This window comes from Streptohalobacillus salinus (assembly GCF_003201605.1).
Taxonomy (GTDB): domain Bacteria; phylum Bacillota; class Bacilli; order Bacillales; family Amphibacillaceae; genus Streptohalobacillus; species Streptohalobacillus salinus.
Map to the genome: position 1 here is coordinate 1 of NZ_QJJR01000015.1, position 24438 is coordinate 24438.

The 24438-nt window shown below is 40.0% G+C and carries 41 protein-coding genes; 2 read left to right on the forward strand and 39 right to left on the reverse strand.

Translation table 11 applies throughout. From position 1 onward, the window contains the following. From DES38_RS10195 to rpsJ, 39 genes are all read right to left on the reverse strand, one after another. Nucleotides 1-1235 (reverse strand): HAD-IC family P-type ATPase (locus tag DES38_RS10195; RefSeq protein ID WP_146206375.1); only part of this gene is annotated, 1235 nt, incomplete at its 3' end. A gap of 237 nt (nt 1236-1472) precedes the next feature. Next, nucleotides 1473-1667 carry a CsbD family protein gene (locus DES38_RS10200; RefSeq protein WP_110252009.1) on the reverse strand — a complete coding sequence of 65 codons (195 nt, stop codon included), beginning with the start codon at nt 1665-1667 and terminating at the stop codon, nt 1473-1475. 184 nt (nt 1668-1851) lie between these two features. After that, the gene (locus DES38_RS10205) at nt 1852-2040 is read right to left on the reverse strand and encodes a hypothetical protein (RefSeq protein WP_110252010.1); all 189 of its coding nucleotides are present in this window, start codon (nt 2038-2040) and stop codon (nt 1852-1854) included. 174 nt (nt 2041-2214) lie between these two features. Further along, nucleotides 2215-2607, reverse strand: a complete 393-nt coding sequence (gene rpsI / locus DES38_RS10210) for a 30S ribosomal protein S9 (RefSeq protein WP_110252011.1) — start codon at nt 2605-2607, stop codon at nt 2215-2217. 20 nt (nt 2608-2627) lie between these two features. After that, nucleotides 2628-3065, reverse strand: a complete 438-nt coding sequence (gene rplM, locus DES38_RS10215; protein ID WP_110252012.1) for a 50S ribosomal protein L13 — start codon at nt 3063-3065, stop codon at nt 2628-2630. 200 nt (nt 3066-3265) lie between these two features. Continuing rightward, nucleotides 3266-4003 carry a tRNA pseudouridine(38-40) synthase TruA gene (gene truA, locus DES38_RS10220; RefSeq protein WP_110252013.1) on the reverse strand — a complete coding sequence of 246 codons (738 nt, stop codon included), beginning with the start codon at nt 4001-4003 and terminating at the stop codon, nt 3266-3268. A 16-nt stretch (nt 4004-4019) separates the two neighbouring features. Then, nucleotides 4020-4820 (reverse strand): energy-coupling factor transporter transmembrane component T family protein, encoded by an 801-nt coding sequence (locus DES38_RS10225; protein WP_110252014.1) that lies wholly within the window; start codon nt 4818-4820, stop codon nt 4020-4022. A gap of 1 nt (nt 4821) precedes the next feature. After that, nucleotides 4822-5685, reverse strand: a complete 864-nt coding sequence (locus DES38_RS10230; RefSeq protein WP_110252015.1) for an energy-coupling factor ABC transporter ATP-binding protein — start codon at nt 5683-5685, stop codon at nt 4822-4824. Continuing rightward, nucleotides 5661-6497 (reverse strand): energy-coupling factor ABC transporter ATP-binding protein, encoded by an 837-nt coding sequence (locus tag DES38_RS10235; protein WP_110252016.1) that lies wholly within the window; start codon nt 6495-6497, stop codon nt 5661-5663. Before DES38_RS10235 ends, DES38_RS10230 begins: the two co-directional genes overlap by 25 nt. 324 nt (nt 6498-6821) lie before the next feature. After that, nucleotides 6822-7175 (reverse strand): 50S ribosomal protein L17, encoded by a 354-nt coding sequence (gene rplQ / locus DES38_RS10240; protein WP_110252017.1) that lies wholly within the window; start codon nt 7173-7175, stop codon nt 6822-6824. 43 nt (nt 7176-7218) lie between these two features. Further along, entirely contained in the window at nt 7219-8163 is a 945-nt protein-coding gene (locus tag DES38_RS10245) for a DNA-directed RNA polymerase subunit alpha (protein WP_110252018.1), read from the reverse strand. Between the two features lie 226 nt (nt 8164-8389). After that, on the reverse strand, nt 8390-8779 hold the full coding sequence (rpsK, locus tag DES38_RS10250; RefSeq protein WP_110252019.1) for a 30S ribosomal protein S11: 390 nt from the start codon (nt 8777-8779) through the stop codon (nt 8390-8392). Between the two features lie 25 nt (nt 8780-8804). Then, a complete protein-coding gene (gene rpsM / locus DES38_RS10255) occupies nt 8805-9170 on the reverse strand; it encodes a 30S ribosomal protein S13 (protein WP_110252020.1) in 366 nt (121 codons plus the stop codon). Nucleotides 9171-9191: 21 nt separating this feature from the next. Then, nucleotides 9192-9305, reverse strand: coding sequence for a 50S ribosomal protein L36 (gene rpmJ, locus DES38_RS10260; protein WP_017473641.1), 114 nt, complete (start codon nt 9303-9305; stop codon nt 9192-9194). Nucleotides 9306-9338: 33 nt separating this feature from the next. Next, the gene (gene infA, locus DES38_RS10265) at nt 9339-9557 is read right to left on the reverse strand and encodes a translation initiation factor IF-1 (protein WP_003464670.1); all 219 of its coding nucleotides are present in this window, start codon (nt 9555-9557) and stop codon (nt 9339-9341) included. Beyond that, nucleotides 9535-9870 carry a KOW domain-containing RNA-binding protein gene (locus DES38_RS10270; protein ID WP_110252021.1) on the reverse strand — a complete coding sequence of 112 codons (336 nt, stop codon included), beginning with the start codon at nt 9868-9870 and terminating at the stop codon, nt 9535-9537. Before DES38_RS10270 ends, infA begins: the two co-directional genes overlap by 23 nt. Before the next feature lie 263 nt (nt 9871-10133). Then, a complete protein-coding gene (locus DES38_RS10275) occupies nt 10134-10784 on the reverse strand; it encodes an adenylate kinase (RefSeq protein WP_110252022.1) in 651 nt (216 codons plus the stop codon). A 48-nt stretch (nt 10785-10832) separates the two neighbouring features. Further along, nucleotides 10833-12128, reverse strand: a complete 1296-nt coding sequence (secY, locus tag DES38_RS10280; protein ID WP_110252023.1) for a preprotein translocase subunit SecY — start codon at nt 12126-12128, stop codon at nt 10833-10835. Continuing rightward, nucleotides 12128-12565 carry a 50S ribosomal protein L15 gene (gene rplO / locus DES38_RS10285; protein ID WP_110252024.1) on the reverse strand — a complete coding sequence of 146 codons (438 nt, stop codon included), beginning with the start codon at nt 12563-12565 and terminating at the stop codon, nt 12128-12130. Before rplO ends, secY begins: the two co-directional genes overlap by 1 nt. Nucleotides 12566-12594: 29 nt before the next feature. Next, nucleotides 12595-12777, reverse strand: coding sequence for a 50S ribosomal protein L30 (gene rpmD / locus DES38_RS10290; RefSeq protein WP_110252025.1), 183 nt, complete (start codon nt 12775-12777; stop codon nt 12595-12597). Nucleotides 12778-12790: 13 nt separating this feature from the next. Further along, complete coding sequence (gene rpsE / locus DES38_RS10295) at nt 12791-13294, reverse strand: 30S ribosomal protein S5 (RefSeq protein ID WP_110252026.1); 504 nt, start codon at nt 13292-13294, stop codon at nt 12791-12793. Between the two features lie 21 nt (nt 13295-13315). Beyond that, nucleotides 13316-13678, reverse strand: a complete 363-nt coding sequence (gene rplR / locus DES38_RS10300; protein ID WP_110252027.1) for a 50S ribosomal protein L18 — start codon at nt 13676-13678, stop codon at nt 13316-13318. Nucleotides 13679-13742: 64 nt separating this feature from the next. Then, nucleotides 13743-14279: a 50S ribosomal protein L6 gene (gene rplF, locus DES38_RS10305; RefSeq protein WP_110252028.1), complete on the reverse strand. Its 537-nt coding sequence runs from the start codon at nt 14277-14279 to the stop codon at nt 13743-13745. A gap of 35 nt (nt 14280-14314) precedes the next feature. Beyond that, a complete protein-coding gene (rpsH, locus tag DES38_RS10310; protein ID WP_110252029.1) occupies nt 14315-14713 on the reverse strand; it encodes a 30S ribosomal protein S8 in 399 nt (132 codons plus the stop codon). Nucleotides 14714-14743: 30 nt separating this feature from the next. Continuing rightward, nucleotides 14744-14929 (reverse strand): 30S ribosomal protein S14, encoded by a 186-nt coding sequence (rpsN, locus tag DES38_RS10315; RefSeq protein ID WP_110252030.1) that lies wholly within the window; start codon nt 14927-14929, stop codon nt 14744-14746. A gap of 30 nt (nt 14930-14959) precedes the next feature. Further along, nucleotides 14960-15499 (reverse strand): 50S ribosomal protein L5, encoded by a 540-nt coding sequence (gene rplE, locus DES38_RS10320; RefSeq protein ID WP_110252031.1) that lies wholly within the window; start codon nt 15497-15499, stop codon nt 14960-14962. 26 nt (nt 15500-15525) lie between these two features. Beyond that, complete coding sequence (gene rplX, locus DES38_RS10325; protein ID WP_110252032.1) at nt 15526-15837, reverse strand: 50S ribosomal protein L24; 312 nt, start codon at nt 15835-15837, stop codon at nt 15526-15528. Between the two features lie 63 nt (nt 15838-15900). Beyond that, nucleotides 15901-16269, reverse strand: coding sequence for a 50S ribosomal protein L14 (gene rplN, locus DES38_RS10330; protein ID WP_110252033.1), 369 nt, complete (start codon nt 16267-16269; stop codon nt 15901-15903). 57 nt (nt 16270-16326) lie between these two features. Then, complete coding sequence (gene rpsQ / locus DES38_RS10335) at nt 16327-16590, reverse strand: 30S ribosomal protein S17 (RefSeq protein WP_110252034.1); 264 nt, start codon at nt 16588-16590, stop codon at nt 16327-16329. A 23-nt stretch (nt 16591-16613) separates the two neighbouring features. Beyond that, a complete protein-coding gene (gene rpmC, locus DES38_RS10340) occupies nt 16614-16814 on the reverse strand; it encodes a 50S ribosomal protein L29 (protein WP_110252035.1) in 201 nt (66 codons plus the stop codon). Further along, on the reverse strand, nt 16804-17238 hold the full coding sequence (rplP, locus tag DES38_RS10345; RefSeq protein WP_110252036.1) for a 50S ribosomal protein L16: 435 nt from the start codon (nt 17236-17238) through the stop codon (nt 16804-16806). Before rplP ends, rpmC begins: the two co-directional genes overlap by 11 nt. Nucleotides 17239-17255: 17 nt before the next feature. Continuing rightward, nucleotides 17256-17897, reverse strand: a complete 642-nt coding sequence (rpsC, locus tag DES38_RS10350; RefSeq protein ID WP_110252037.1) for a 30S ribosomal protein S3 — start codon at nt 17895-17897, stop codon at nt 17256-17258. Between the two features lie 3 nt (nt 17898-17900). Continuing rightward, a complete protein-coding gene (gene rplV / locus DES38_RS10355) occupies nt 17901-18242 on the reverse strand; it encodes a 50S ribosomal protein L22 (protein ID WP_110252038.1) in 342 nt (113 codons plus the stop codon). Nucleotides 18243-18262: 20 nt separating this feature from the next. Continuing rightward, the gene (gene rpsS / locus DES38_RS10360) at nt 18263-18541 is read right to left on the reverse strand and encodes a 30S ribosomal protein S19 (protein ID WP_110252039.1); all 279 of its coding nucleotides are present in this window, start codon (nt 18539-18541) and stop codon (nt 18263-18265) included. A 57-nt stretch (nt 18542-18598) separates the two neighbouring features. After that, nucleotides 18599-19429 carry a 50S ribosomal protein L2 gene (rplB, locus tag DES38_RS10365; RefSeq protein ID WP_110252040.1) on the reverse strand — a complete coding sequence of 277 codons (831 nt, stop codon included), beginning with the start codon at nt 19427-19429 and terminating at the stop codon, nt 18599-18601. Nucleotides 19430-19458: 29 nt separating this feature from the next. Continuing rightward, entirely contained in the window at nt 19459-19752 is a 294-nt protein-coding gene (gene rplW, locus DES38_RS10370; RefSeq protein ID WP_110252041.1) for a 50S ribosomal protein L23, read from the reverse strand. Next, nucleotides 19752-20375 (reverse strand): 50S ribosomal protein L4, encoded by a 624-nt coding sequence (rplD, locus tag DES38_RS10375; RefSeq protein WP_110252042.1) that lies wholly within the window; start codon nt 20373-20375, stop codon nt 19752-19754. The genes rplW and rplD overlap by 1 nt, the downstream gene beginning before the upstream one ends. A 24-nt stretch (nt 20376-20399) precedes the next feature. Further along, nucleotides 20400-21032, reverse strand: coding sequence for a 50S ribosomal protein L3 (rplC, locus tag DES38_RS10380; protein WP_110252043.1), 633 nt, complete (start codon nt 21030-21032; stop codon nt 20400-20402). Between the two features lie 26 nt (nt 21033-21058). Then, entirely contained in the window at nt 21059-21367 is a 309-nt protein-coding gene (gene rpsJ, locus DES38_RS10385) for a 30S ribosomal protein S10 (RefSeq protein ID WP_110252044.1), read from the reverse strand. A gap of 286 nt (nt 21368-21653) precedes the next feature. On the opposite strand from rpsJ, the gene DES38_RS10390 reads away from it, so the two are divergent. Both DES38_RS10390 and DES38_RS10395 read left to right on the forward strand, forming a co-directional pair. Further along, nucleotides 21654-23378 (forward strand): methyl-accepting chemotaxis protein, encoded by a 1725-nt coding sequence (locus DES38_RS10390; protein WP_245882005.1) that lies wholly within the window; start codon nt 21654-21656, stop codon nt 23376-23378. Next, nucleotides 23375-24415, forward strand: coding sequence for a sugar ABC transporter substrate-binding protein (locus DES38_RS10395; protein WP_110252046.1), 1041 nt, complete (start codon nt 23375-23377; stop codon nt 24413-24415). The genes DES38_RS10390 and DES38_RS10395 overlap by 4 nt, the downstream gene beginning before the upstream one ends. Nucleotides 24416-24438 lie beyond the last annotated feature (23 nt).

Below are 24438 nucleotides of genomic sequence, written 5' to 3' on the forward strand. Positions count from 1 at the left end.
TCCACAATTCCACGGGCAATTGGATGTTCTGACTCTTGTTCTAACGAGGCAGCCAGCGCTAAAACATCCGCTTCTTCGAAGCCATCGACAATGTGGACATCGGTAATGCCGAAGGCGCCTTCTGTTAAGGTGCCCGTTTTATCAAAGACCACCGACTGTAACTTTCTTGCCTCTTCAAAGCTCACGCGGTTTCGAATTAATAAGCCCCGTTTAGCCGCCAGTGCTGTCGAGCGCGCAACAACCAGTGGCATCGCAAGGCCTAAAGCGTGTGGACAAGTAATAACCATGACGGTTACCATGCGCTCAAGCGCATAATTAAAGGTGTAACCGAGCGACAACCAAACCACTAGCGTTACTAAACCAGCAGCTAAGGCAAGGTAAAACAGCCATTTTGCCGCACGGTTAGATAAGTCTTGTGTTTTTGATTTCGATTCCTGCGCTTCCTTCACCATCGTCACAACTTGAGATAAGTAACTTTCTTCACCTGTTTTGACTACTGAAATCGTTAAAGAACCTTCGCCATTAACTGCCCCACCGATAACTTCATCATCGATGTTTTTTTCAACGGGCACCGATTCACCCGTCAACATCGATTCATCAACCGCAGACTGGCCTTTTTCAATCAACCCATCGACCGGTATTTTTTCACCCGGTTTCACGAGAACTCGATTTCCTTTGGTTAATTCTTGAATGGGTACCTCTTTAACGTTTCCCTCTTCATCGATCAGGTGTGCCTCAGAGGGCATTAACTTGACCAATTCTTCCAGTGCATTGGAAGCACTCATCACAGAACGCATCTCAATCCAGTGTCCTAAAAGCATAATATCGATAAGTGTCGCTAACTCCCAGAAAAAGTTACTCCCCGGTAAACCAAAGACGGTCAGGGAACTATAACCGTAGGCAACCACAATCGCTAAAGCAATTAAAGTCATCATGCCTGGATTTTTATCTTTTAACTCATCCTTCGCCCCTTTCAGAAACGGCATACCACCGTAGAAGAAAACAAAGGTAGACAGGATAAATAAAAGATACATATCGCCCGTAAAGCGCCAATCCACATTTAAAAATGATTGAATTAGCGGTGAAAGAATCAAGATTGGTATCGTTACAACCGTCGAAATATAAAAGCGTTTTTTAAAGTCATCGATCATATGACTATGATCGTGCCCTTGATGCTTGCCATGTTCATGATTTTCCTGGTCTTTGTGATGGTCATGCTGCTCATGTTTATCCATTTTCCCACCTCATTTACTTATTCTCATACCTTACTAAACGATATTTAAGCACTTTTACGCACAATATCGCTTCTTACCTTTCTATATAACCTTTCAAGCAATTCTTAAACAACATAAATTCTATGATTACTTTGATACATTCCCATTTAGATTTAATTAGTGCCGTACTAATAATCATCTCGACTTAGTTATTTAATCCATACAAAAAAGAGTCACGAAGGACCATGACTCTTTCACTTATTGTTCATCATTATCTCTATCAGCTTTTTTTTCAGCAACTTTTTCTTGAATGTCACCTTTTGTCTTGTCTACTTTACCTTCGGCTTGAAGTTTTGGATCGTTTTTCGCATTCCCTACCTGATCCTTGACTTCTCCTTTTGCTTTATTTATTGCACTTTTCACTTTATCACTTAAGCCTTCTTGTTCTGCCATCATACATCCACTCCTTTTTTAGTTGTTAATAAATGTTTACCCACCCGCATCAATTGTTAAACATTCTCAAAAACAGCTAGCTTACATCTCCTTGTCTTTTCATCATAAAAACAAATAAAACCAAAAAACGAATCCCTTTTCTTTAAAAGAAAAGGGATTCGCGCTTATTCGATAAACCTATTGACTAGCACTCACCACATGTCCGTTGGTTTTTTTCTTTGAACTTCGTAAATGTTTTCTCAAAGTTATTGCCACATGCACACTTAAATAATAACTTCTGTGAAAAACCATGATACTCAGTAGACAACAACTTACTATCAGAATTCTTCTCAACAAAGTCATTTATTTTTTCAATGGTCCAGCGTTTATTCACTCTCTTACACCTCCACGTATCATCGATAGATAGCGACGTTGAATAGCTCATCGAACTAGTCTCAGATGATTTTAAATCTTGATTCTATACCATACAACAGTCACCATTATAAGGCTTTCACACAAAAAAAAGAACCCCTTCGAGAAGAGATTCTTTTTAAATATTCGCAAAAGATTAACGTTTTGAGAATTGTGGTGCACGACGTGCGCCTTTAAGACCTGGTTTTTTACGTTCTTTCATACGTGAATCACGAGTTAAGAAGCCAGCGCTCTTAAGTGTTCCACGGTATTCTGGATCTACTTCTAACAATGCACGTGCTACACCGTGACGGATTGCACCTGCTTGTCCTGTGAATCCACCACCATGTACGTTAACCAATACATCGTAAGTACCTTCAGTTTCGGTTGATACTAAAGGTTGTTTAATAATTGTACGTAGAGTCTCATATGGGAAATAAGCTTCCGCATCACGTTTATTTACTATAATTTGTCCAGTGCCGGGTACTAAACGTACGCGAGCTGTTGAACTTTTACGTCGTCCTGTGCCATAGTATTGTACTTGTGCCACTATTCATAACCTCCTTTTAATTATCCGCGAAGTTCGTAAACTTCTGGTTTTTGTGCTTCGTGTTTGTGCTCTGCGCCACGGAATACGTGTAATTTTTTACCCATTTGACGGCCTAAGCTACCTTTTGGAAGCATGCCTTTAATTGTTAGTTCTAACATTTTTTCTGAGTAGTTTTCACGCATTTCTCCAGCTGTACGGCTCTTAAGCCCACCTGGGTGGTTTGAGTGACGGTAGTACATTTTGTCATTTAATTTGTTACCTGTAAGTCTGATTTTCTCCGCGTTAATGATGATAACGTGATCACCAGTATCCACATGTGGTGTGAATGTTGCTTTGTGCTTACCGCGAAGGATGGCTGCTACTTCACTTGCTAAACGACCAAGCGTTTGACCATCAGCATCAACTACAAGCCATTTACGTTCAATGTTGCTTTCATTTGCCATGAAAGTTGTGCGCATATTAATTACCCTCCTGTATATGTTTCTTAGTCCAAAATAGTTAGTCCAATTTGATTGGTTTGATCTTATATTCTACACAATTAACTTTCCGGGGCTAATCGTGGTATAGAAATAAAATGCCATAGACCATCTTATAATAAATATCACGAAAAGTCAATAGCTGTTCGCCCGGAACCGTTGTTTTTTCAAAAAAAGTGCCGTCAGTAGTTGACGTGGTGTAAATAAAGACCCGAAGGGGAGGCTGTTTTCCCTAGTTTACTTCGGTCTAAGGTGTCTAAGGCTTGCTGAAAAATAGCTGGATCTTTCCGATGACGACCAATATCAACGAGTGTTCCGATAATGATTCGCACCATATTGTATAGAAAGCCACTCCCATTGATTCGCACTTTGACGAGTGGTTCTTCAATAACGACCTCAGCCGAAAAAATCGTCCGTATTTTATCACCCTTTACTGTACTCTTTGATGAACAAAAAGCTGTGAAATCATGCGTACCTATCAACAGGTTCAGTGCTTCCTGCATCCTTTTAATATCTAATGGCTCTTTTATATAGAGCGCATAATAACGTCGAAAGGGATCTCTATCTGGATGATTATAGATCCGATATTCATACCCTTTTTCGATCACATGATAACGAGCATGAAAATGATCATCAACGCTTTGGACAGCTTGAACGACAATATCATCTGGTAAATGTGCATTCAACGCTAACTTCCAGTTTTCAGTCGGTAACCTTAATTCACTATCAAAGTGAAAGGCTTGACCAAGTGCATGAACACCGCTGTCTGTTCGACCAGAAGCAACAATGTTTACACGTTCACCTTTATGAATCCTTGATAACGCCGATTCAATCTTGGATTGAATCGTAACGTGGTTCGGTTGAATTTGATAGCCATGATAATGCGTGCCATCATAACTTACAGTAACTAAGTAACGCATAAACCTTCATCCTTTACTACATATCTCTAAGCAAAAAGAGGCCGACAATCATCAAGATGAACACAACGACTGCTAAATAATCACGCGCTCTTACTTCGAGTTCACGCAATTTCGACCTGCCTTCGCCGCCTTTATAGCCACGGGCTTCCATAGCCATAGCAAGCTCCTCAGCGCGTTTAAACGCACTAACAAACAATGGGACCAACAAGGGCACAACCGCCTGTATACGCTCTTTTAAAGGCCCTGTCCTAAAGTCTACGCCTCGAGATGCTTGAGCTTTTGATATTTTTTCCGTTTCCTGCATCAGGGTTGGAATAAACCGCAGTGAAATCGACATCATTAATGCTAATTCATGGACAGGAAATTTCACTTTCTTTAATGGGTGAAGCAGTGTCTCAATCGCATCTGTAATTTCAATGGGTGTTGTCGTCAACGTCAACATCGAAGTTACCAGAATTAATAAGAAAAAGCGCATAGAAATTTGCACCCCTTGAATCAGTGCGCCAGTGTAGATGGGAAAGCCGATAATATCAAAAAGCACATCGCCTTCTCTCGTTACGAATAAATGTAACAGAAAAGTAAAAACAATTAAAAACCAGACCGGTTTTAATCCCCTCGCAATATAGCGCAATTTGATTTTTGTCGATAAGGCAGCTCCAATACTAAATGCAGTCAACCAGAGGTAACTCCATCCATTGTTCGCAAAGAAGACGAAAATAACAAAAGCAAAGATCATCACGATTTTTGTTCTTGGATCTAATTTATGTACCACTGACTCTTCTGGTACATACTGACCAATGATTAAGGAACTCGCCATGTTATCGCCTCGCTTTCAAGTGCTGTTTAATCTGATTAGACAACACATCAATCGTCTGTTTTTCATATGGAATCCGAATACCCATCCGTTCATCTAGGTCCATCAAAAACTGTATCACTTCGGGTACATCTAACTGGACTTCCTTTAACGTTTGTTTCTGAGTAAAGACCTCACCAACATCTCCTTCAAGGTGTTTTCTTCCACCTTCAAGAATAATGACGTGCTCAGCATATTTAAGGGCATCTTCCATACTATGCGTCACCAAAATCGTCGTTAGACCCTTATCATGATGCAACTGATAAAACATATCCATAATCTCTTGTTGGCCTTTCGGATCTAAACCTGCGGTAGGCTCATCAAGAACCAGTACCTCTGGGTTCATCGCCAACACCCCAGCGATGGCAACGCGCCGCATTTGCCCCCCACTTAAATCGAATGGTGAACGTTCCAGTAGTGTTTCACTCAGGTTTACCGCACGCATTACTTCTGGAATTCGCTCTGCTATTTCTTCATCTGTTGCGCCGAAGTTTTTTGGGCCAAATGCGATATCCTTAGCAATGGTTTCTTCAAACAATTGGTGCTCCGGATATTGAAAGACAACGCCGACTTTTTTTCGCAACCCTTTTATTTCTTTAGGTTTTTCACCAGCAATCAAACGGTAATCACCTATTTCAATTGTCCCTTTTGTTGGACGGAGTAAACCATTCAAATGTTGAATGAGTGTTGACTTACCTGAGCCTGTGTGACCAACAATTGCGACAAACTTTCCACTCGGAATAGAAAAGCTCAAGTCCTTTAAAGCATGGTATTCAAAAGGGCTATTTTGTTGATAAATATGACTTACGTCTGTGAATGAAATGTCCATAATGTATCAATTAGCTCCTTTTGTCTTAATGGCTGTTCACTAAATTCAACGGTATCTTTCAACCGATTGGTTACCTTTGCGACAAACGGGACATCGAGCCCGATTGTTCTTAGCTCTGTCTCCTTGGCAAATAACTCACGTGGGCTTGTCTCAATCCATACTTCACCCTCATTCATTACAATAACCCGATCCGCATCAACAATTTCATTTAAATCATGGGTAATTGTGACAAGATTAACTCTTGTTTCAACCCGTAAATTATTTACTGTCGAAATGATTTCTTTACGCCCACGGGGATCGAGCATCGCCGTAGCTTCATCTAGAATAATTAGATCCGGTTGAATGGCTAATACACCTGCAATCGCAACCCGCTGCTTCTGCCCACCTGATAACCGGTGCGGTTCATGTAAGAGGTAATCTTCCATGCTAACGGCTTCTAGACTTTCTTTTATGCGCTTAATCATCACTAACCGGTCAACCCCACGGTTTTCCAGACCAAAGGCGACGTCGTCTCTTACCGTGGTCCCTACGAATTGATTATCAGGATTTTGAAAGACCATGCCAACCTTCGCTCGTACGTCCCAAATCGTTTCAGGCGTCACTTCAATACCATGGACAAAAATTTCCCCTTGGTCCGGAAAGAGTAAACCGTTCATCAATTTAGCAATCGTTGATTTACCAGAACCATTATGTCCTAAAATTGCAACCCACTCATCGGATTGAATGGAAAAACTTACATTTTTAAGTACCCATGGTTGGTCTTCTTGATACCGAAAGGATACATTTTTGAAAACAATTTGATTTTCTTGCATACATTTCTCCCCCAACGCCATCAATTTATTTCCCAGGAAATCATCACTCTTTAGGAAATAATCGAAAGATTTTCACGTCTATCTCTAATTGCTTATTTTACCACACCAGCTTGCATTTGCGTGTGTACAAGTACTAAATTGATCAACGGTAAACCTAATAAATCCAAAAAAACTACTAACCGAATGCCATTAAGCTTTGGGTAGCTAAATAAGCGCTGTTAAGTAGCGTTATGATTCTTTATATATGTGATGACGATACAAAAAAAGGGCTTGGAGTCACCTCTGTATAGAGACATCGTCCTGCCCTTCATTCATATTATTAAGTTAGACTAACTCAATAATCGCCATGTTAGCTCCGTCACCTTTACGTGGTCCAACTTTAAGGACACGTGTGTAACCGCCTTGACGGTCTTCGTAACGTTTAGCGACATCATTGAAAAGTTTTTGAATTACATCTTCAGTTTCGCTAGCTTCTTTTCTGTATAGAAATGCTGCTGCTTGGCGGCGAGCATGAAGGTCACCACGTTTACCTAAAGTAATCATTTTTTCAACTACTGAACGTAGATCTTTAGCTTTCGCTTCTGTTGTTTCAATGCGTTCATGAATAATCAAGTCAGTTGCAAGGTTTCTTAACAATGCCATACGAGCATCTGTTGTTCTTCCTAATTTTCTAGCCATCGATTATCCCTCCTTTTTCCGAAATCTAGTAAAGGTAATATGACTAATCTTCTTTACGCAGACCTAGCCCTAAGTCATCTAACTTATGCTTCACTTCTTCAAGTGATTTGCGACCTAAGTTGCGAACTTTCATCATATCATCTTCAGATTTATTTGCAAGTTCTTGAACAGTGTTAATGCCTGCGCGTTTCAAGCAGTTATAAGAACGTACAGATAAATCTAATTCTTCTATAGTCATTTCAAGTACTTTTTCTTTTTGGTCTTCTTCTTTTTCGATCATGATTTCCGCATGTTGTGCTTCATCAGTTAAACCAACAAAGATGTTTAAGTGCTCAGTGAAAATTTTCGCACCTAAAGAAGTAGCTTCTTCTGGGCGAATGCTTCCGTCTGTCCACACATCAAGTGTTAATTTATCGAAATCAGTCATCTGACCCACACGTGTATTTTCAACTTGGAATGTACAACGTGTTACTGGCGTAAAGATCGAATCAATTGGAATAACACCAATTGGCTGATCATCATGATTGTTAGCGTCAGCCGGGCGGTAACCACGACCACGTTCTGCAGTCATTTTCATGCGTAAATTAGCGTTGGCACCTAAAGTGGCGATATGCAAGTCCGGATTAAGGATTTCCACATCACTATCATAAGTAATGTCTGCTGCTGTAACGACACCTTCACCAGAAACATCAATTTCTAACGTTTTAAGCTCTTCTGAATAGATTTTAAGCGCTAGTTTTTTAAGGTTTAAGACAATTGTGGTTACATCTTCAACAACACCATCGATTGTTGAGAATTCATGAAGGACGCCTTCAATTTGGACTGATGTCACTGCAGCACCCGGAAGTGAGGATAATAGAATACGACGTAAGGAGTTTCCTAGTGTAGTCCCATATCCACGTTCTAGTGGTTCTACGACAAACTTTCCAAAAGTAGCATCGTCATTGATTTCTACAATTTCTATTTTCGGTTTTTCGATTTCAATCATTAATAAAACCCTCCTTTTAACGTCGAAACCCCGGTTAGACACCCGTCTAACCGAAATTCCTCAGGTAGGCAGTTCCCGTATCTGCACTATCTTTTATTCGTATATTTAGTTCTGTCAGTTTTGTGCTTTATTAAAACTAATAAAGTTTTTCGTCTTTAAGTCGTTCTACTCTAAGCATTTATCATCCATCATAGATAAGCTGACATTTTAGTCTATACGGATAAAATTATACACGGCGACGTTTTGGTGGGCGACAACCATTGTGAGGAACTGGTGTTACGTCAACAATGGCAGTAACTTCGATACCTGCTGCTTGAAGTGAACGAATTGCTGCTTCACGTCCAGCGCCAGGACCTTTTACAGTTACTTGTAATGATTTAATGCCATGTTCTTGAGCTGATTTAGCTGCTGCTTCTGCTGCCATTTGCGCTGCAAATGGTGTAGATTTACGTGAACCTCTAAAACCTAAAGCTCCCGCACTACTCCAAGCAATTGCATTACCTTGAACATCTGTAATTGTGACGATTGTATTGTTAAAAGTTGAACGGATATGTGCAATACCCGTGTCAATATTCTTTTTCACACGTTTTTTACGTGTATTCGTTTTACGAGCCATTAGAATCATAAACCTCCTTTAATGCTTATTTCTTTTTGTTAGCGATAGTTCTGCTTGGTCCTTTACGAGTACGCGCGTTGTTTTTCGTTTTCTGTCCGCGAACTGGTAAACCACGACGGTGACGTAAACCGCGATATGAACCGATCTCGATTAGACGTTTAATGTTAAGTGAAACTTCACGACGAAGATCACCTTCGGTATTATAATTAGCAACTGCTGTACGAATACGCGTTAACTCATCTTCAGTTAAGTCGCGAACACGTGTATCTTCAGATACACCTGCTTCTTTAAGAATTTCTTTAGCAGAAGTTTTTCCAACACCATAAATATAAGTTAATGAAATTACTACACGTTTCTCACGTGGAACATCAATACCTGCAATACGTGCCATTCTAGCCTTGCACCTCCTTGATTAACCTTGTTTTTGTTTATGCTTAGGGTTTTCGCAAATTACCATAACTTTTCCGTTACGACGAATAACCTTACATTTTTCGCATATTGGTTTTACAGATGGTCTTACCTTCATCACCCATACCTCCTCTATATTCGGAGCTTATCATTATTTATAACGGTACGTAATACGCCCTCTTGTTAAATCGTACGGAGAAAGTTCAACCGTTACTTTATCCCCTGGAAGAATCCGAATAAAGTGCATACGAATCTTTCCAGAAACGTGAGCTAAAACGGTATGTCCATTCTCTAATTCAACTTTGAACATTGCATTAGGTAACGTGTCCGTGACAGTACCTTCTACTTCAATTGCATCGTCTTTGGCCATTGAGTTGATCTCCCTTCTTCAAATCAGTCACTACTTCATTGACAAATTTTGATATAGCAAACCGCAGCTTACCATTTGTAACGCGACCTGTTTCTAGAAGGCTATTTTGAACCTCAGGAGATATAAAATTCATCGGTATCACATGGCTTAAGTTTTTCTTCTTTGGCCTGTCATACTTCCGTTTTTCTCCATCTGCAAGCAGAACAAAACGGTCATCAACAATATTAATGACGATGGCATATTGACCTGCTTCTCGTCCTTTGAATATTTGAACTACTTGACCTATCTCGGGACGCGACTCCGTATCATTCAAACATGATCACCTTCACTTAAGTTTTTGTTATTAAGACATAACCAACTTATCTTTTGTAAAACATGTTTTTTACAAGCTTTAATTCTATCATGTTTCGTGTGAATCGTCCACTATTTAAATAGGCGTCACACTTGGTTTTCTTAGTTATTGGATAGAACCTTGAGGCTCCATCACAACCATTTTGATGCTTGCTATATCGTTGGTGCAAATCATACCACGAAATCAAGCGAGTTATTTCGTGGCAACTTTCACACGATGTCATCTTATTTTAGTGTTTGTAGTTTCTCATCGATTGCAACAAACACGTCATTGATGTCTTGATCACCATTTACAGTTACAAGATAATTTTTGTCTTGATAGAAGTCTAGTAACGGTTGCTGTTGGGCAACATTTACTTCTAGACGTTTTGAAACTGTCTCAGCCTGATCATCTTTCCGTTGAATAAGCGTCGCTCCATCATGATCACATTTACCTTCAACCTTTGGTGGGTTGTAGATGACATGATATGTTGCACCACATTCAGGACAGACACGACGACCGGTTAAACGATCAACGAGTTTTTCCTCTGGTACATTTACATGAATAACATAATCAAGTGGTGAATTAAGTTCTGTTAATAGATTTTCAAGTGCTTCTGCTTGCGCAATTGTTCTTGGAAATCCATCTAATAAGAATCCTTTTTCACAATCCGGTTTTTGTAATCGTTCTTTAACAATCCCAATCGTTACTTCATCAGGTACAAGCTCACCTTGGTCCATAAACGACTTTGCTTTCTTACCGAGCTCTGTTCCACCCTTGATTGCTGAACGGAACATATCTCCAGTTGAAATATGAGGGATCTGATATTTCTCTACTATCTTTTCAGCCTGTGTACCTTTACCTGCACCAGGAAGACCCATAAGAATTAAATTCACTGCAATTCCCCTCGCTCTCATCTCATTTCCATAAATCGATGTTTATGGTTATTTAATAAAGCCTTTATAGTGACGCTTAACTAGTTGACTTTCTAGTTGTTTCATTGTTTGAAGTGCTACACCAACAACGATCAGCATACTTGTTCCACCAATTTGAACCGATTGAGGTAGTCCAGCTAACCCACCGAGAATAATTGGTAAGACAGCAACTGCAGCTAAGAAAATCGCACCAACAAAGGTTAAGCGATATAAAACGCGAGTAAGATACGTTTCTGTTTTCTTACCAGGTCGAATACCAGGGATATATCCACCTTGCTTTTTAAGGTTCTCTGCCATTTGTTCAGGGTTTGACTGAACAAATGTATAGAAATAAGCGAAGGCAATAATTAGAACAACATAGATAACCATACCAATTGGCTGCGTATAATCAAAAATGCGTTCAATCGTTCCAGCAAATCCACCGTCAAAGAAACTAGCAATCGTACGTGGTGCCATGATGAATGACACAGCAAAGATTACAGGGATAACACCTGCAGTATTTACCTTCAACGGTAAGTGAGTCGAATGACCACCTACTGGCGAACGATTAACTAAACGCTTTGCATATTGAATGGGAATTTTCCGTGTTGCTTGTTGGATGAAGATAACACCAACTGTAACACCTAATACAACTAATGCAATCAATGCTACGATCACGATATTAATGAATAATTCATCACCAGCGTTACCGCCAAAGTATTGCGTATAAATTTGATTGATTGTATTCGGAATAGCAGCAACAATACCTGCAAAGATAATAATTGATATGCCGTTCCCAACACCATATGCAGTAATTTGTTCGCCTAACCACATTAAAAACGCTGTTCCAGCGGTTAATACGATCGCAATAACTAAGAACTTATCAACACCAGGATCACGGATTAAACCGCCACCTGACATTGCATTAAATCCAACCGACATTGCAATTGCTTGGATAAACGCTAAAACAATCGTTGCATAACGTGTGACTTGCGCTAATTTACGGCGTCCTACTTCACCTTGTTTTTTCCACTCAGCGAATTTAGGAACAACGTCCATTTGCAACAACTGCATAATAATCGAGGCTGTAATATAAGGCATAATCCCCATTGCTAGAATGGAGAAGTTTTGTAATGCCCCGCCTCCAAATGTGTTTAGAAACCCAAACACATTTTGCGAGTCGTTCATAAAACCAATTGCAGTTCGGTCCGTAAACGGAACTGGGATGAATGTCCCAACCCGAAAAACAATTAGCATTAATAATGTGAACACGATCTTGTCTCTGATATCTTTCACTCGAAAGAAATTGGAGATAGTTTGGAACATTAGATCACCTCAGTTTGACCGCCCGCTGCCTCGATAGCTTCTTTAGCAGAAGCTGAGAACTTGTGAGCTTTTACAGTAAGTTTCTTTTCAATCGAACCGTTTCCAAGAACTTTAATGCCAGCTTTTAACTTGCTTACAAGACCTGTCTCAAGTAAAAGCTCAGGTGTTACTTCTGTACCTTCTTCAAATTTGTTAAGTGCTGATAGGTTAATAACAGCAAATTCTTTACGATTGATATTTGTAAAACCGCGTTTTGGTAAACGTTGGAATAAAGGCATTTGGCCCCCTTCGAACCCTGGGCGAGTACCGCCGCCAGAACGAGAGTTTTGACCGCCATGTCCGCGACCTGAAGTCTTACCGTTACCAGAGGACATTCCACGACCTACACGATTTCTGCTCTTGCGAGCTTGTGATGGCTTCAATTCATGAAGTTTCATGCGAGCACCTCCTCTTTGCGCTAAATGTATTATACTTCTTTAACCGTTACTAGGTGTGATACTTTGCCAATGATACCTCTTACCGCAGGTGTATCTTCACGTACAACGGATTTATTGATTTTGTTTAAGCCTAAAGCTTTAACAGTTTGCTTTTGTGTCTCAGTTCTACCGATAACACTGCGCGTGAGGGTAATTTCTAACTTATTAGCCATGTGATTTCCCTCCTTATCCTAACAGTTCTTCTACTGATTTACCGCGTAATTTAGCAATATGCTCAGCAGGTTTAAGTTCAGTTAAGCCTTGAACAGTTGCACGCACCATGTTAATTGGTGTGTTTGAACCTAGTGATTTTGAAACGATATCACCAACACCAGCTAACTCTAATACGGCACGAACTGGTCCACCAGCGATAACTCCAGTACCTTCTGGAGCTGGCTTGATTAAGATGCTTCCCGCACCAAAATGTCCGATAACCTCGTGAGGTGTTGTTGTACCTACACGTGGTACTTCGATTAAGTTTTTCTTTGCATCATCGATAGCTTTTCTAATGGCATCTGGAACCTCTTGAGCTTTACCAGTACCAAAGCCAACGTGACCATTTTTATCTCCTACAACCACTAAGGCAGCAAAACGGAAACGACGTCCACCTTTTACTACTTTAGCTACACGGTTGATTGTAACAACGCGTTCTTCTAAGTCTAAATTGTTTGGATCGATATGAGTACGCAATGTATGTCCCTCCTTTTGCGATTAAAATTCAAGACCTGCCTCGCGGGCAGCATCTGCTAATGCTTGAATACGTCCGTGATATAAATAGCCTCCACGGTCGAATACCACGTTTTTGTGGCCTTGTTCTAGCGCACGTTCTGCAACTAATGTACCGACTTGCTTCGCAGCTTCAACGTTTCCTGTTGCATCGCCTTTAAAAGCTTTATCAACAGTAGAAGCACTTGCTAAAGTAACGCCATTTACATCATCAATTAATTGTGCGTAGATGTTTTTATTAGAACGGTATACATTCAAACGCGGACGTTCTGCAGTACCGAAAAGATTCTTACGTACACGTAAATGTCTTTTTTTACGTACCAAGTTTTTATCTGGCTTTGTGATCATCTAGGTCACTCCTTTCTGTTCCCTAACTAACCTAACTATTGAGAAATTAAGAAATTATCCTGCCTTACTTAGCAGTCTTACCTTCTTTACGACGAACATGTTCGTTTGCATAACGAATACCTTTACCTTTGTAAGGTTCTGGTTTACGGATTGCACGAATATCAGAAGCGATTGCGCCTACTAATTGTTTGTCAATTCCTTTAACAATAACTTTAGTGTTAGCTGGTACTTCAATTTCAATACCTTCAGGTTGTTCGATCTCAACAGGGTGAGAATAACCAGCGTTGACAACAAGTTTGTTTCCTTGTTTCGTTGCGCGGTAACCAACACCTTGGATTTCTAATGCTTTTTCAAAGCCTGTGTGTACACCCTCAACCATATTAGCGATCAAGCTGCGAGTTGTACCGTGTAACGCTTTGTGTAATTTAATATCTGACGGTCTTGAAACCGTTACTTCGTTACCATTAATGTTAATTGTCATATCTTCGTGAAGTTGACGAGTTAATGTACCTTTTGGTCCTTTAACTGTCACAAAGTTGTTTTCATTTTTGATCTCAACACCTTCAGGAATCTCAAGAACTTTAAGACCTATACGTGACATCTACATGGCACCTCCTATCTTAATTGAAAAAATGATTACCAAACGTATGCTAAAATCTCGCCACCAATAGATTGTTCACGAGCTTCTTTGTCTGATAGAATACCTTTTGAAGTTGAAACGACTGCAATACCAAGTCCGTTAAGTACGCGCGGCAGTTCGTCTGCTTTCGCATACACACGTAGACCAGGTTTAGAAATACGTTTCAATCCAGTGATTACGCGTTCTTCGTTTGCACCGTATTTAAGGAAAATACGTAGTACACCTTGTTTATCATCTTTAATGAATTCGTAATCGCGAACAAAACCTTCACGTTTTAAGATATCAGCGATCTGAGTTTTAATTGTTGATGCTGGAAGCTCAAGCTTCTCATGGCGAACCATGTTTGCATTACGAATCCGTGTTAACATATCTGCAATTGGATCTGTCATAACCATTAAATATTACCTCCTTCCCCTAATCGGGTTTTACCAGCTTGCTTTTTTGACACCAGGAATTTGACCTTTGTAGGCAAGTTCACGGAAACAAATACGGCAAAGTTTGAATTTACGCAGTACAGAGTGTGGACGTCCACAACGTTCGCAACGAGTATACTCCTGCACTTTGTATTTAGGCGTCCGCTGTTGTTTTGCTATCATAGATTTTTTAGCCACTATTTTCCCTCCTTGTATTAGCGCATTAGCTTATTTTTGGAAAGGCATGCCAAGTTGAGTTAATAATTCACGAGCTTCTTCGTCAGTGTTAGCAGTTGTAACAACAACGATGTCCATTCCGCGAACTTTACTTACTTGGTCATAATCTATTTCTGGGAAAATCAATTGTTCTTTTACACCTAATGTGTAGTTTCCACGACCATCAAAGGCTTTGTTTGAAATACCACGGAAGTCACGAACACGTGGAAGTGATACATCAACAAGTTTTTGTAGAAACTCATACATACGCTCGCCACGAAGGGTTACTTTTGCCCCGATTGGCATACCCTCACGTAAACGGAATCCAGCAATTGATTTCTTTGCTTTAGTTACTAATGGTTGTTGCCCTGAGATTAACTTCAATTCCTCAACTGCAGCATCTAGTGCCTTTGTGTTTTGAGTTGCATCACCAACACCCATGTTGATTACGATCTTTTCTACTTTCGGAACTTCCATTACCGAATCGTAGTTAAATTTTTCTACTAATGATGACACGATGTCATTTTTATACTTTGATTTTAATGCGTTCATCTGAGTAGCCCTCCTTTCGTCGCTAATTATTTATCTAACGCTTCACCGGATTTTTTAGCGATACGAACTTTCTTTCCGTCACGTTCTTCATATCCTACGCGAGTTGGCTCGCCTGATTTCGGATCAATTGGTAATACATTAGAAACATGGATTGGCGCTTCTTTTTCAAGAATGCCACCTTGTGGGTTATCTTGTGATGGTTTTTGATGTTTCTTAACGATGTTTACACCTTCAACAAGAACACGTTCTTTTTTAGGAAATGCTGCAAGAACAGTTCCCTGCTTACCTTTATCTTTACCAGATAAAACTTGTACTTTGTCACCTTTTTTTACATGCATGCTAGACGCACCTCCTTACAAGGCTTTTCATAAAACAATATTTTTTGGTGCTTTGTTATGAGCTTATAGTACCTCTGGAGCTAATGAAACAATTTTCATGAACTTGTTATCACGTAATTCACGTGCAACTGGGCCAAAGATACGTGTTCCTCTTGGACTTTTATCGTCACGGATAATAACCGCTGCATTTTCATCAAAGCGAATATATGAACCATCTTTACGACGAGCGCCAGTTTTAGTTCGTACGATAACAGCTTTAACAACCTCACCTTTTTTGACAACGCCACCAGGTGTTGCTTGTTTCACCGTACACACAATTATATCACCGATATTAGCAGTTTTACGCCCACTTCCGCCTAAAACTTTAATGGTTAAGACTTCACGTGCACCTGAGTTATCTGCAACTTTCAAACGACTTTCTTGCTGAATCATACTTTGTTACCTCCCTTCGGAATCAATCCGAGCGATCTTTACATTGATTGCATTCAATTAGATAATTACTGATTCTTCCACTATTTCAACAAGACGGAAACGTTTTGTTTTCGATAATGGGCGAGTTTCCATAATAGAAACCACATCATTAAGTTTTGCTTGGTTATTCTCATCATGCGCTTTAAATTTCTTAGAATATTTAACACGCTTGCCGTATAACGGGTGGAACTTATAAGTTTCAACTACAACTGTAATAGTTTTATCAGACTTAGCTGAGACAACTTTACCAGTATAAAGTTTACGATTATTACGTTCTGTCATTTGAGGCTAACCTCCTCTCATTACTAGTTATTTACGCTAAGCTCTCTTTCACGAACGACAGTTTTCATACGTGCAATTGATTTACGAACTTCACGAAGACGGACCGTATTTTCCAATTGACCTGTAGCTAACTGAAAGCGTAGGTTGAAAAGTTCTTCTTTAAGCGACTTGATTTTTTGTTCAATTTCGGCAGTGGTTAGTTCTCTGATTTCATTAGCCTTCATTGATTTCACCACCAATTTCTTCACGTTTTACAAACTTAGTTTTGATTGGAAGTTTGTGTGCTGCTAGACGAAGTGCCTCTCTCGCTACTTCTTCTGAAACTCCCGCGATTTCAAACATAATTTTCCCTGGTTTAACAACTGCTACCCATCCTTCAGGAGCACCTTTACCAGAACCCATACGAACTTCTAAAGGTTTCTTAGTGTATGGCTTATCTGGGAAGATTTTGATCCAAACTTTCCCACCACGTTTCATGTGACGAGTCATAGCAATACGAGCAGATTCAATCTGACGACTTGTAATCCAAGCAGCGTCAAGAGCTTGTAATCCGTACTCACCAAACGCTACCTCAGTACCGCCTTTTGCTTTTCCTTTTAAACTTGTACGATGTTGCTTACGATGTTTTACACGTTTAGGCATTAACATAATGTGTGCCCCCTTCCTTACTTTTTGTTTTTAGTTGGAAGGACTTCTCCACGATAAATCCACACTTTTACACCAAGTTTACCGTAAGTAGTATCTGCTTCAGCAGTACCATAATCGATATCAGCACGAAGTGTGTGTAGTGGAACAGTTCCTTCACTATAGCTTTCCGCACGAGCCATATCAGCGCCGCCTAGACGACCAGATACCTGTGTACGAATACCTTTAGCTCCCATACGCATAGCGCGTTGGATTACTTGTTTTTGCGCACGACGGAATGAAATACGACCTTCCAATTGACGCGCGATGTTGTCTGCTACTAATTTAGCATCCATATCAGGTCTTTTGATTTCAACGATGTTAATGTGAACTCGTTTGCCTGTTAAATCATTTAATGCTTTACGAAGTGCTTCAACTTCTGATCCACCTTTACCAATAACCATACCAGGTTTAGCAGTAGAAATTGAAATATTAACACGATTCGCTGCACGTTCAATCTCAACTTTAGATACAGCTGCATCTTTCAAGCGAGTTTCAACATAGTCACGAATTTTAATATCTTCATGTAATAAGTCTGCATAATCTTTGCCGGCGTACCATTTTGAATCCCAGTCACGGATAACGCCAACTCGAAGTCCTATTGGATTAACTTTTTGACCCACAGATTATCCCTCCTTCTTTTCTGATACAACCACTGTAATGTGGCTTGTTCTCTTATTGATTGCACTTGCACGACCTTGCGCGCGTGGACGGAAACGTTTAAGTGTAACACCTTCGTTTACGAATGCTTCTGAAACGTAAAGGTTTTCTACGTCCATTTCATAGTTATGTTCTGCATTTGCGATCGCAGAGTTTAATACTTTCTCAACAACTGGGCTTGCACCGCGTTGTAAGTGGTTTAATATAGCAATTGCTTCTCCAACATTTTTGCCTCGAATTAAATCAATGACTAAACGAACCTTGCGAGGAGCAATTCTAACAGTTTTTGCAACAGCTTTAGCTTGCATCAAGAGCGCCTCCTCTCCAATTAGCGTTTTGTTTTCTTGTCATCGCCCGCATGCCCTTTAAATGTGCGTGTCGGTGCGAATTCACCTAATTTATGTCCTACCATATCTTCTGTTACATAAACCGGTACGTGTTTGCGACCGTCATAAACAGCGACTGTGTGTCCAATAAAGTTAGGGAAAATTGTAGAACGACGAGACCAAGATTTCACAACGTGTTTCTTGTTATCTTCGTTCAATTTCTCAATCTTTTTCATTAAATGGTCATCTACGAAAGGTCCCTTTTTTAAACTACGACCCATACATAAACCTCCCTTCGTGATTGTCGGACGGGTGTTAATGCCCGTCTTTCAACCCCGTTATTTTTTACGTTTACGAACGATAAATTTGTCTGATTGTTTGTTGCGCGTACGTGTTTTCTTACCAAGAGTTGGTTTACCCCATGGTGACATTGGTGATTTACGACCAATTGGTGCGCGTCCTTCACCACCACCGTGTGGGTGATCGTTAGGGTTCATTACAGAACCACGTACTGTTGGGCGAATGCCTTTCCAGCGTGAGCGACCTGCTTTACCGACACGAATAAGTTCATGTTCGACATTACCAACTTGACCTACTGTCGCACGACAAGTTCCTAATACTAAACGAACTTCACCAGAACGAAGACGTACTAAAACGTATTTGTCTTCACGGCCTAAAATTTGAGCTTCAGCACCTGCTGAACGCGCCAATTGTCCACCGCGACCTGGTTTTAATTCTACATTGTGGATAACTGTACCTACTGGGATACTCATAAGTGGTAATGCATTACCTACTTTAATATCAGCATCTTCACCAGAGAAGATTTGTTGTCCTACTTGAATTCCTTTTGGAGCTAAGATATAACGTTTTTCACCATCTGCATAGTTGATCAACGCAATATTTGCTGAACGGTTTGGATCATATTCGATTGTAGCAACGCGACCTGGTATACCATCTTTGTCACGTTTGAAATCGATGACACGGTATTGACGCTTATGGCCACCACCTTGATGACGAACCGTTAACTTACCTTGGTTGTTACGTCCACCGCGTTTAGATAGTGGTTGTAAAAGTGATTTTTCCGGCTTATTCGTCGTGATTTCTGCGAAATCAGACGTTGACATATTACGTCTACCGTTAGAAGTTGCTTTATACTTCTTAATCGCCATCTTATTTCCCTCCTTCACTCAATAATTAATTATTCTGCTGTTTCAAAGAAATCTAATTCTTTACTGTCTTCAGATAACTGAACCACAGCTTTTTTACGATTTGGACGGTAACCGCTATGGCGACCCATGCGTTTAAGTTTACCTTTAATGTTTAAAGTATTTACTTTAACTACTTTCACACCAAAAATTTCTTCAATAGCATTTTTGATTTGTGATTTATTAGCTTTTGTACTTACTTCAAAAGTATACTTTTTATCAACCATTTGGTCGGCAGAGTGTTCCGTAATAATCGGGCGCTTAATAACATCGCGAGCATCTCTCATTATGCAAGCACCTCCCCTGCTTTTTCCGCTGCATCCTTAGTCATGATGAGCTTGTCATGAGTAAGTAAATCAAGAACATTGATTCCACTTACTGATAAAACTTTTGCGTTCGGTAAGTTACTTGCACTTTTAGCTACAACATCATCATTTTCAGCTGTAACGATAAGAACTTTTTCATTTACATCTAACGCTTTTAATACTTTAACAGCTTCTTTTGTTTTTGGCGCATCAAATGCTAAACCTTCTAAAACAATTAGGCTATTTTCAATTACTTTTGATGAAAGTGCTGATTTAAGAGCTAATCGGCGAACTTTCTTTGGTAATTTATAGCTGTAACTACGTGGTGTTGGACCGAAGACAACGCCACCGCCAACCCATTGTGGTGACCGGATTGAACCTTGACGGGCACGACCTGTACCTTTTTGACGCCACGGTTTACGACCCCCGCCAGCTACTGCTGAACGATTTTTTACAGCATGTGTTCCTTGACGACGTGATGCTTGTTGCATAACGACCGCATCATGTAACACGTGCTCGTTTGGTTCGATACCAAACACGCTATCGTTTAATTCTACATCCCCTACTTGCGAACCGCTTTGGTTATATAGTGTTACTTTAGGCATGACATATCCTCCTTTCGGTTATTATTAGTTAGCCTTTAGTGCACTCGCTATTTTTACGAATGATTTTTTAGATCCTGGAACATTACCTTTAATTAATAACAGGTTACGTTCTGCGTCTACTTTAACGATTTCTAAGTTCTGAAGTGTTGTCAGTTCACTACCCATATGTCCAGGTAATTTCTTACCCTTCATAACGCGCGCTGGTTCTGCAGCTGCACCCATTGAACCTGGTGCTCTGTGGAAATGCGAGCCGTGTCCCATTGGTCCACGTTGTTGGTTGTGACGCTTAATAGCACCTTGGAATCCTTTACCTTTTGATGTACCTGTTACATCAATTATATCTCCAGCTTGGAATACCTCGACTGTAAGTTCTTGACCCACTTCATACTCGTCAAGTTTTACGCCACGGAATTCACGAATGAAGCGCTTAGGAGTAGTGCTCGCTTTTGCAGCATGTCCTGTAGCTGGTTTGTTTGCATTAACCGGTTTTTGGTCTGCAACACCAACTTGAATCGCTTCATAGCCGTCGTTTTCTAATGTTCTCTTTTGAAGAACTACGTTTGGTTCTGCTTGAACCACTGTTACTGGAATTAATTCGCCATCTTCACTAAAAATCTGTGTCATGCCGACTTTACGACCTAAGATTCCTTTCGTCATCCGTTACACCTCCTAAAAATTTTCGTTTATAATTTAATTTCAATATCTACACCAGATGGTAAGTCTAAACGCATAAGCGCATCAACTGTCTGTGGTGTTGGGTTTACAATATCAATTAGACGTTTGTGTGTACGCATCTCAAATTGCTCACGAGAATCTTTGTACTTATGCACCGCACGTAGAATTGTGTAAAGTGATTTCTCAGTTGGTAACGGGATTGGACCCGATACACCAGCACCCGAACGTTTCGCAGTGCTTACAATTTTTTCAGCTGACTGATCAAGAATACGGTGATCATACGCTTTTAAACGAATTCTAATTTTTTCATTTGCCATTATTTTCCCTCCTTTTCGCCCATTTTATAATAGACATTCTCCGCGGAAATTTCTTTAGCAACCGAACCCATGGCAAAGGGGCCGGGTGTGCCAACAACCTTCCACATCATCGCCTTTAATGACCAACATTGCTTATTATATAGAAAATATCCTTACATTGCAAGGGTTAAAGAGAAAAAGATGAATTTTTTTAAAAGAATGTTAAGACGCCGCTTTCATCGGTTTAAAAATATACATTTATACCGATACTCCTATTAGATGTTATTAATCTAAAGGAGGAATTATTTTGCGCTTAAAGCTTTTAAACCGGCAATCAATTGGTCAACAATATGGTGCGATCTTTACACTCGTGCTTATTCTGTTTACCGCATCGGTTATCACCACCTATTTTTTATTGAGTGAAACCAATGAATCCATTGTCGAAACAGAAAATACTAACGCTGTTGTCGTGCACGTCAATGAACTGATGTCACTCTATCAAGAAAAATACGTATTTATCCCGGAGTATATTATAGAAGAAAGTGATGCTAGACTTCTAGATTACCTCACACTAAGTTCGCAGTTTGTTGATAAAGCAAAACATGTTAGGTCATTACTTGAGACCGAAGAACAGTTATCAAGCTTCAATAAAATCATTGAAAACAATCACTTATTAGATCAATATTACTTTACTGACGTCGTACCAAATGTACAACAAATTAACACAACCGTATTTACCGAACTCCAAACAGAAGTGAGTCAGCTTAAAAGTGACACCTTAATCGCTGGTGATGCTTTAATTGATGCATCAATCATCTCAAATGAACAATCGATCCAACAAGCTAACTCCAATATCGAGCAAACCATATTAACGCTTGTTGCTTCTGTCGTCCTTTCCTTATTTGTATCAATTATATTAATCATTTGGATGAACCACCGCATTAAGAAAGATCTACGTGCTGTCGTTAAAACATCTGATGCCATCAGTAATGGCGAACTAGCAACTGATGACTTAACAGCACAGGCAAGTTCAGAACTTAAGCAATTGTCCACATCAATCAACCTAATGAAGAGAAATTTAACAGATATTCTTACTAGAGTTGGCGTTCTCTCAACAGAAGTTAACCAACAAGGACAAACTTTCGTTTCTATAGCTAAAGATGTTGAGACGGGAAGTGAGCAAGTTGCCATTACAATAGAAGAACTTGCAAATGGTGCAACAAGTCAAGCGGACGAAGCCAGTGATATTTCAGAAAAAACGAAAGCTTTCAGCGAGCGCATCGAATCCGCTCAAACGAATAGCCAACAACTCGTTACATTTTCAGCACAATCGTTAGAGACATCTGATGATGGTTATCAAAAAATGCAACAGACTAAAGATCAGATGACAACCATCACTAAAACGGTTGAACAATCCGTCACCAAAGTGGCTGATCTACAAAAAGATACCCAAGAAATCGGAAAGTTCATTGGTATTATTACCGATATAGCTGAACAAACGAATTTACTTGCACTGAACGCATCCATCGAAGCTGCCCGCGCAGGTGAATCTGGCAAAGGTTTTGCTGTAGTCGCTAACGAAGTCCGGAAACTCGCAGAGAATGTTCACGGTGCCACTGGTAACATCACTACGCTAGTTAATCATATACAAACCAACACTAAAGCGATGGTTAATGAACTAGAGACAACATTTAGCGAAGTAAATATCGGAAAAGACCAAATGGAACAGTCGAGTCAACAATTTAATAAGATACGTTCAAATATCCAACAAATGACAACAATGGTTGATGAAATCTCAACCGTTATAAACTACTTCCAAGATGCCAGTATTGATATTAACGGATCGGTTGAAAACATTGCAGCCATATCAGAGCAATCTGCTGCCGGCGCTGAAGAGATTTCAGCATCAGCCGCTGAACAGAAAACGGCAATGGGACAAGTCGCTACCGGTGCTGATTCACTCCAAGCATCCATTGCACAAATCGATCAGTTAATGGCGCAATTTACACTAAAGAAGGAGGGCGACGCATGAGACGCTTATTCACATATTTAACCACTATCTTTATCGCGCTAATTATGATCGCTGGTTGTCAACAAGCTGATAATACAAGCGAAACAAATGAGACTGCGACCTTATCAAAACTGCAAGTTGATCAAACAAAGCCTTACATTGGTTTTGCGATGGATACTTTGCAAGATGAACGCTGGTACCGCGATAAAGATTATTTTGAAACAGCACTTCATGACTTAGGCGCTAACGTTAAGACACTTGCCGCAAACGGTGTCCAAGAGGTACAAAACCAACAAGTCAAATTGATGATTGAAGAGGGTATTGATGTTTTAGTTATTATTCCAGCCGACGCCGAAGGCGCCAAAGAAGCCGTCGCATTAGCTGAAGCTGCAGATATTCCTGTTATTAGTTATGACAAAATGGTGATGAACGCTGCCATTGATTACTATATTTCTTTTGACAACATAAAGGTTGGCGAACTACAAGCTACCGCTATTCTAAATGAAGTCCCTGAAGGAGACATTGCTTATGTTGGTGGGGCCCCTTCTGATAATAATGCACACCTTTTTAGAGAAGGCGCAATGAATGTCCTGCAACCTAAAATTGATGATGGCTCAATTAACCTAGTTTATGATAACTTCACTGAGGGTTGGTCTCCCGAAGTTGCTCGTGATAATTTCCAATCCTTTTTAAATGATGCAACTGTTGACGCAGTTATAGCCGCAAATGACGGGACGGCTGGGGGTGTGATTGAAGCTCTTGGCGACAGACGTGTTCCAATCAGTGGTCAAGATGCAGAACTCGCCGCGATTCAACGCATTATTGATGGCACACAAACCATGACGGTTTATAAATCGTTAGAGAATATTGCAAATACAGCAGCAACAAGCGCCTATGAATTGGCTATCGGTAACACCATTGAGACAAATCAGACGGTTAACAACAACTTGACGGATGTTCCATCAATCCTACTGGACCCTGTCAGTGTAGATGTATCCAATATTGATGAAACAGTCATCCAAGAAGGTCATATTGATCCAAGTGATTTAACAAATTAATTCATCCACTAACTAATTAAGAA

Bases quoted from the DNA above. Each gene is read 5' to 3' on its own strand.
- DES38_RS10200 (WP_110252009.1), bottom strand. From the start codon at position 1,667: ATGGCAGAACAAGAAGGCTTAAGTGATAAAGTGAAAAGTGCAATAAAT.
- rplM (WP_110252012.1), bottom strand. From the start codon at position 3,065: ATGCGCACAACTTTCATGGCAAATGAAAGCAACATTGAACGTAAATGG.
- truA (WP_110252013.1), bottom strand. From the start codon at position 4,003: ATGCGTTACTTAGTTACTGTAAGTTATGATGGCACGCATTATCATGGC.
- DES38_RS10225 (WP_110252014.1), bottom strand. From the start codon at position 4,820: ATGGCGAGTTCCTTAATCATTGGTCAGTATGTACCAGAAGAGTCAGTG.
- DES38_RS10230 (WP_110252015.1), bottom strand. From the start codon at position 5,685: ATGGACATTTCATTCACAGACGTAAGTCATATTTATCAACAAAATAGC.
- DES38_RS10235 (WP_110252016.1), bottom strand. From the start codon at position 6,497: ATGCAAGAAAATCAAATTGTTTTCAAAAATGTATCCTTTCGGTATCAA.
- rplQ (WP_110252017.1), bottom strand. From the start codon at position 7,175: ATGGCTAGAAAATTAGGAAGAACAACAGATGCTCGTATGGCATTGTTA.
- DES38_RS10245 (WP_110252018.1), bottom strand. From the start codon at position 8,163: ATGATTGAAATCGAAAAACCGAAAATAGAAATTGTAGAAATCAATGAC.
- rpsK (WP_110252019.1), bottom strand. From the start codon at position 8,779: ATGGCTCGTAAAACGAATACACGTAAAAAACGTGTGAAAAAGAATATT.
- rpsM (WP_110252020.1), bottom strand. From the start codon at position 9,170: ATGGCACGTATTGCAGGTATTGATGTTCCACGTGAGAAACGTGTAGTA.
- rpmJ (WP_017473641.1), bottom strand. From the start codon at position 9,305: ATGAAGGTAAGACCATCTGTAAAACCAATATGCGAAAAATGTAAGGTT.
- infA (WP_003464670.1), bottom strand. From the start codon at position 9,557: ATGGCCAAAGACGATGCAATTGAAGTAGAAGGTACTGTCACGGACACG.
- secY (WP_110252023.1), bottom strand. From the start codon at position 12,128: ATGTTCCAAACTATCTCCAATTTCTTTCGAGTGAAAGATATCAGAGAC.
- rplO (WP_110252024.1), bottom strand. From the start codon at position 12,565: ATGAAACTTCATGAATTGAAGCCATCACAAGCTCGCAAGAGCAGAAAT.
- rpmD (WP_110252025.1), bottom strand. From the start codon at position 12,777: ATGGCTAATAAGTTAGAAATTACCCTCACGCGCAGTGTTATCGGTAGA.
- rplR (WP_110252027.1), bottom strand. From the start codon at position 13,678: ATGATCACAAAGCCAGATAAAAACTTGGTACGTAAAAAAAGACATTTA.
- rplF (WP_110252028.1), bottom strand. From the start codon at position 14,279: ATGTCACGTATAGGTCTTAAAGTTCTTGAGATTCCTGAAGGTGTTGAG.
- rpsH (WP_110252029.1), bottom strand. From the start codon at position 14,713: ATGGTTATGACAGATCCAATTGCAGATATGTTAACACGGATTCGTAAT.
- rplE (WP_110252031.1), bottom strand. From the start codon at position 15,499: ATGAACGCATTAAAATCAAAGTATAAAAATGACATCGTGTCATCATTA.
- rplX (WP_110252032.1), bottom strand. From the start codon at position 15,837: ATGCATGTAAAAAAAGGTGACAAAGTACAAGTTTTATCTGGTAAAGAT.
- rplN (WP_110252033.1), bottom strand. From the start codon at position 16,269: ATGATTCAGCAAGAAAGTCGTTTGAAAGTTGCAGATAACTCAGGTGCA.
- rpsQ (WP_110252034.1), bottom strand. From the start codon at position 16,590: ATGACAGAACGTAATAATCGTAAACTTTATACTGGTAAAGTTGTCTCA.
- rpmC (WP_110252035.1), bottom strand. From the start codon at position 16,814: ATGAAGGCTAATGAAATCAGAGAACTAACCACTGCCGAAATTGAACAA.
- rplP (WP_110252036.1), bottom strand. From the start codon at position 17,238: ATGTTAATGCCTAAACGTGTAAAACATCGTAAGCAACATCGTACAAGT.
- rplV (WP_110252038.1), bottom strand. From the start codon at position 18,242: ATGCAAGCTAAAGCTGTTGCAAAAACTGTTAGAATTGCTCCTCGCAAG.
- rpsS (WP_110252039.1), bottom strand. From the start codon at position 18,541: ATGGGTCGTAGTTTAAAAAAGGGACCTTTCGTAGATGACCATTTAATG.
- rplB (WP_110252040.1), bottom strand. From the start codon at position 19,429: ATGGCGATTAAGAAGTATAAAGCAACTTCTAACGGTAGACGTAATATG.
- rplW (WP_110252041.1), bottom strand. From the start codon at position 19,752: ATGAGAGATGCTCGCGATGTTATTAAGCGCCCGATTATTACGGAACAC.
- rplD (WP_110252042.1), bottom strand. From the start codon at position 20,375: ATGCCTAAAGTAACACTATATAACCAAAGCGGTTCGCAAGTAGGGGAT.
- rplC (WP_110252043.1), bottom strand. From the start codon at position 21,032: ATGACGAAAGGAATCTTAGGTCGTAAAGTCGGCATGACACAGATTTTT.
- rpsJ (WP_110252044.1), bottom strand. From the start codon at position 21,367: ATGGCAAATGAAAAAATTAGAATTCGTTTAAAAGCGTATGATCACCGT.
- DES38_RS10395 (WP_110252046.1), top strand. From the start codon at position 23,375: ATGAGACGCTTATTCACATATTTAACCACTATCTTTATCGCGCTAATT.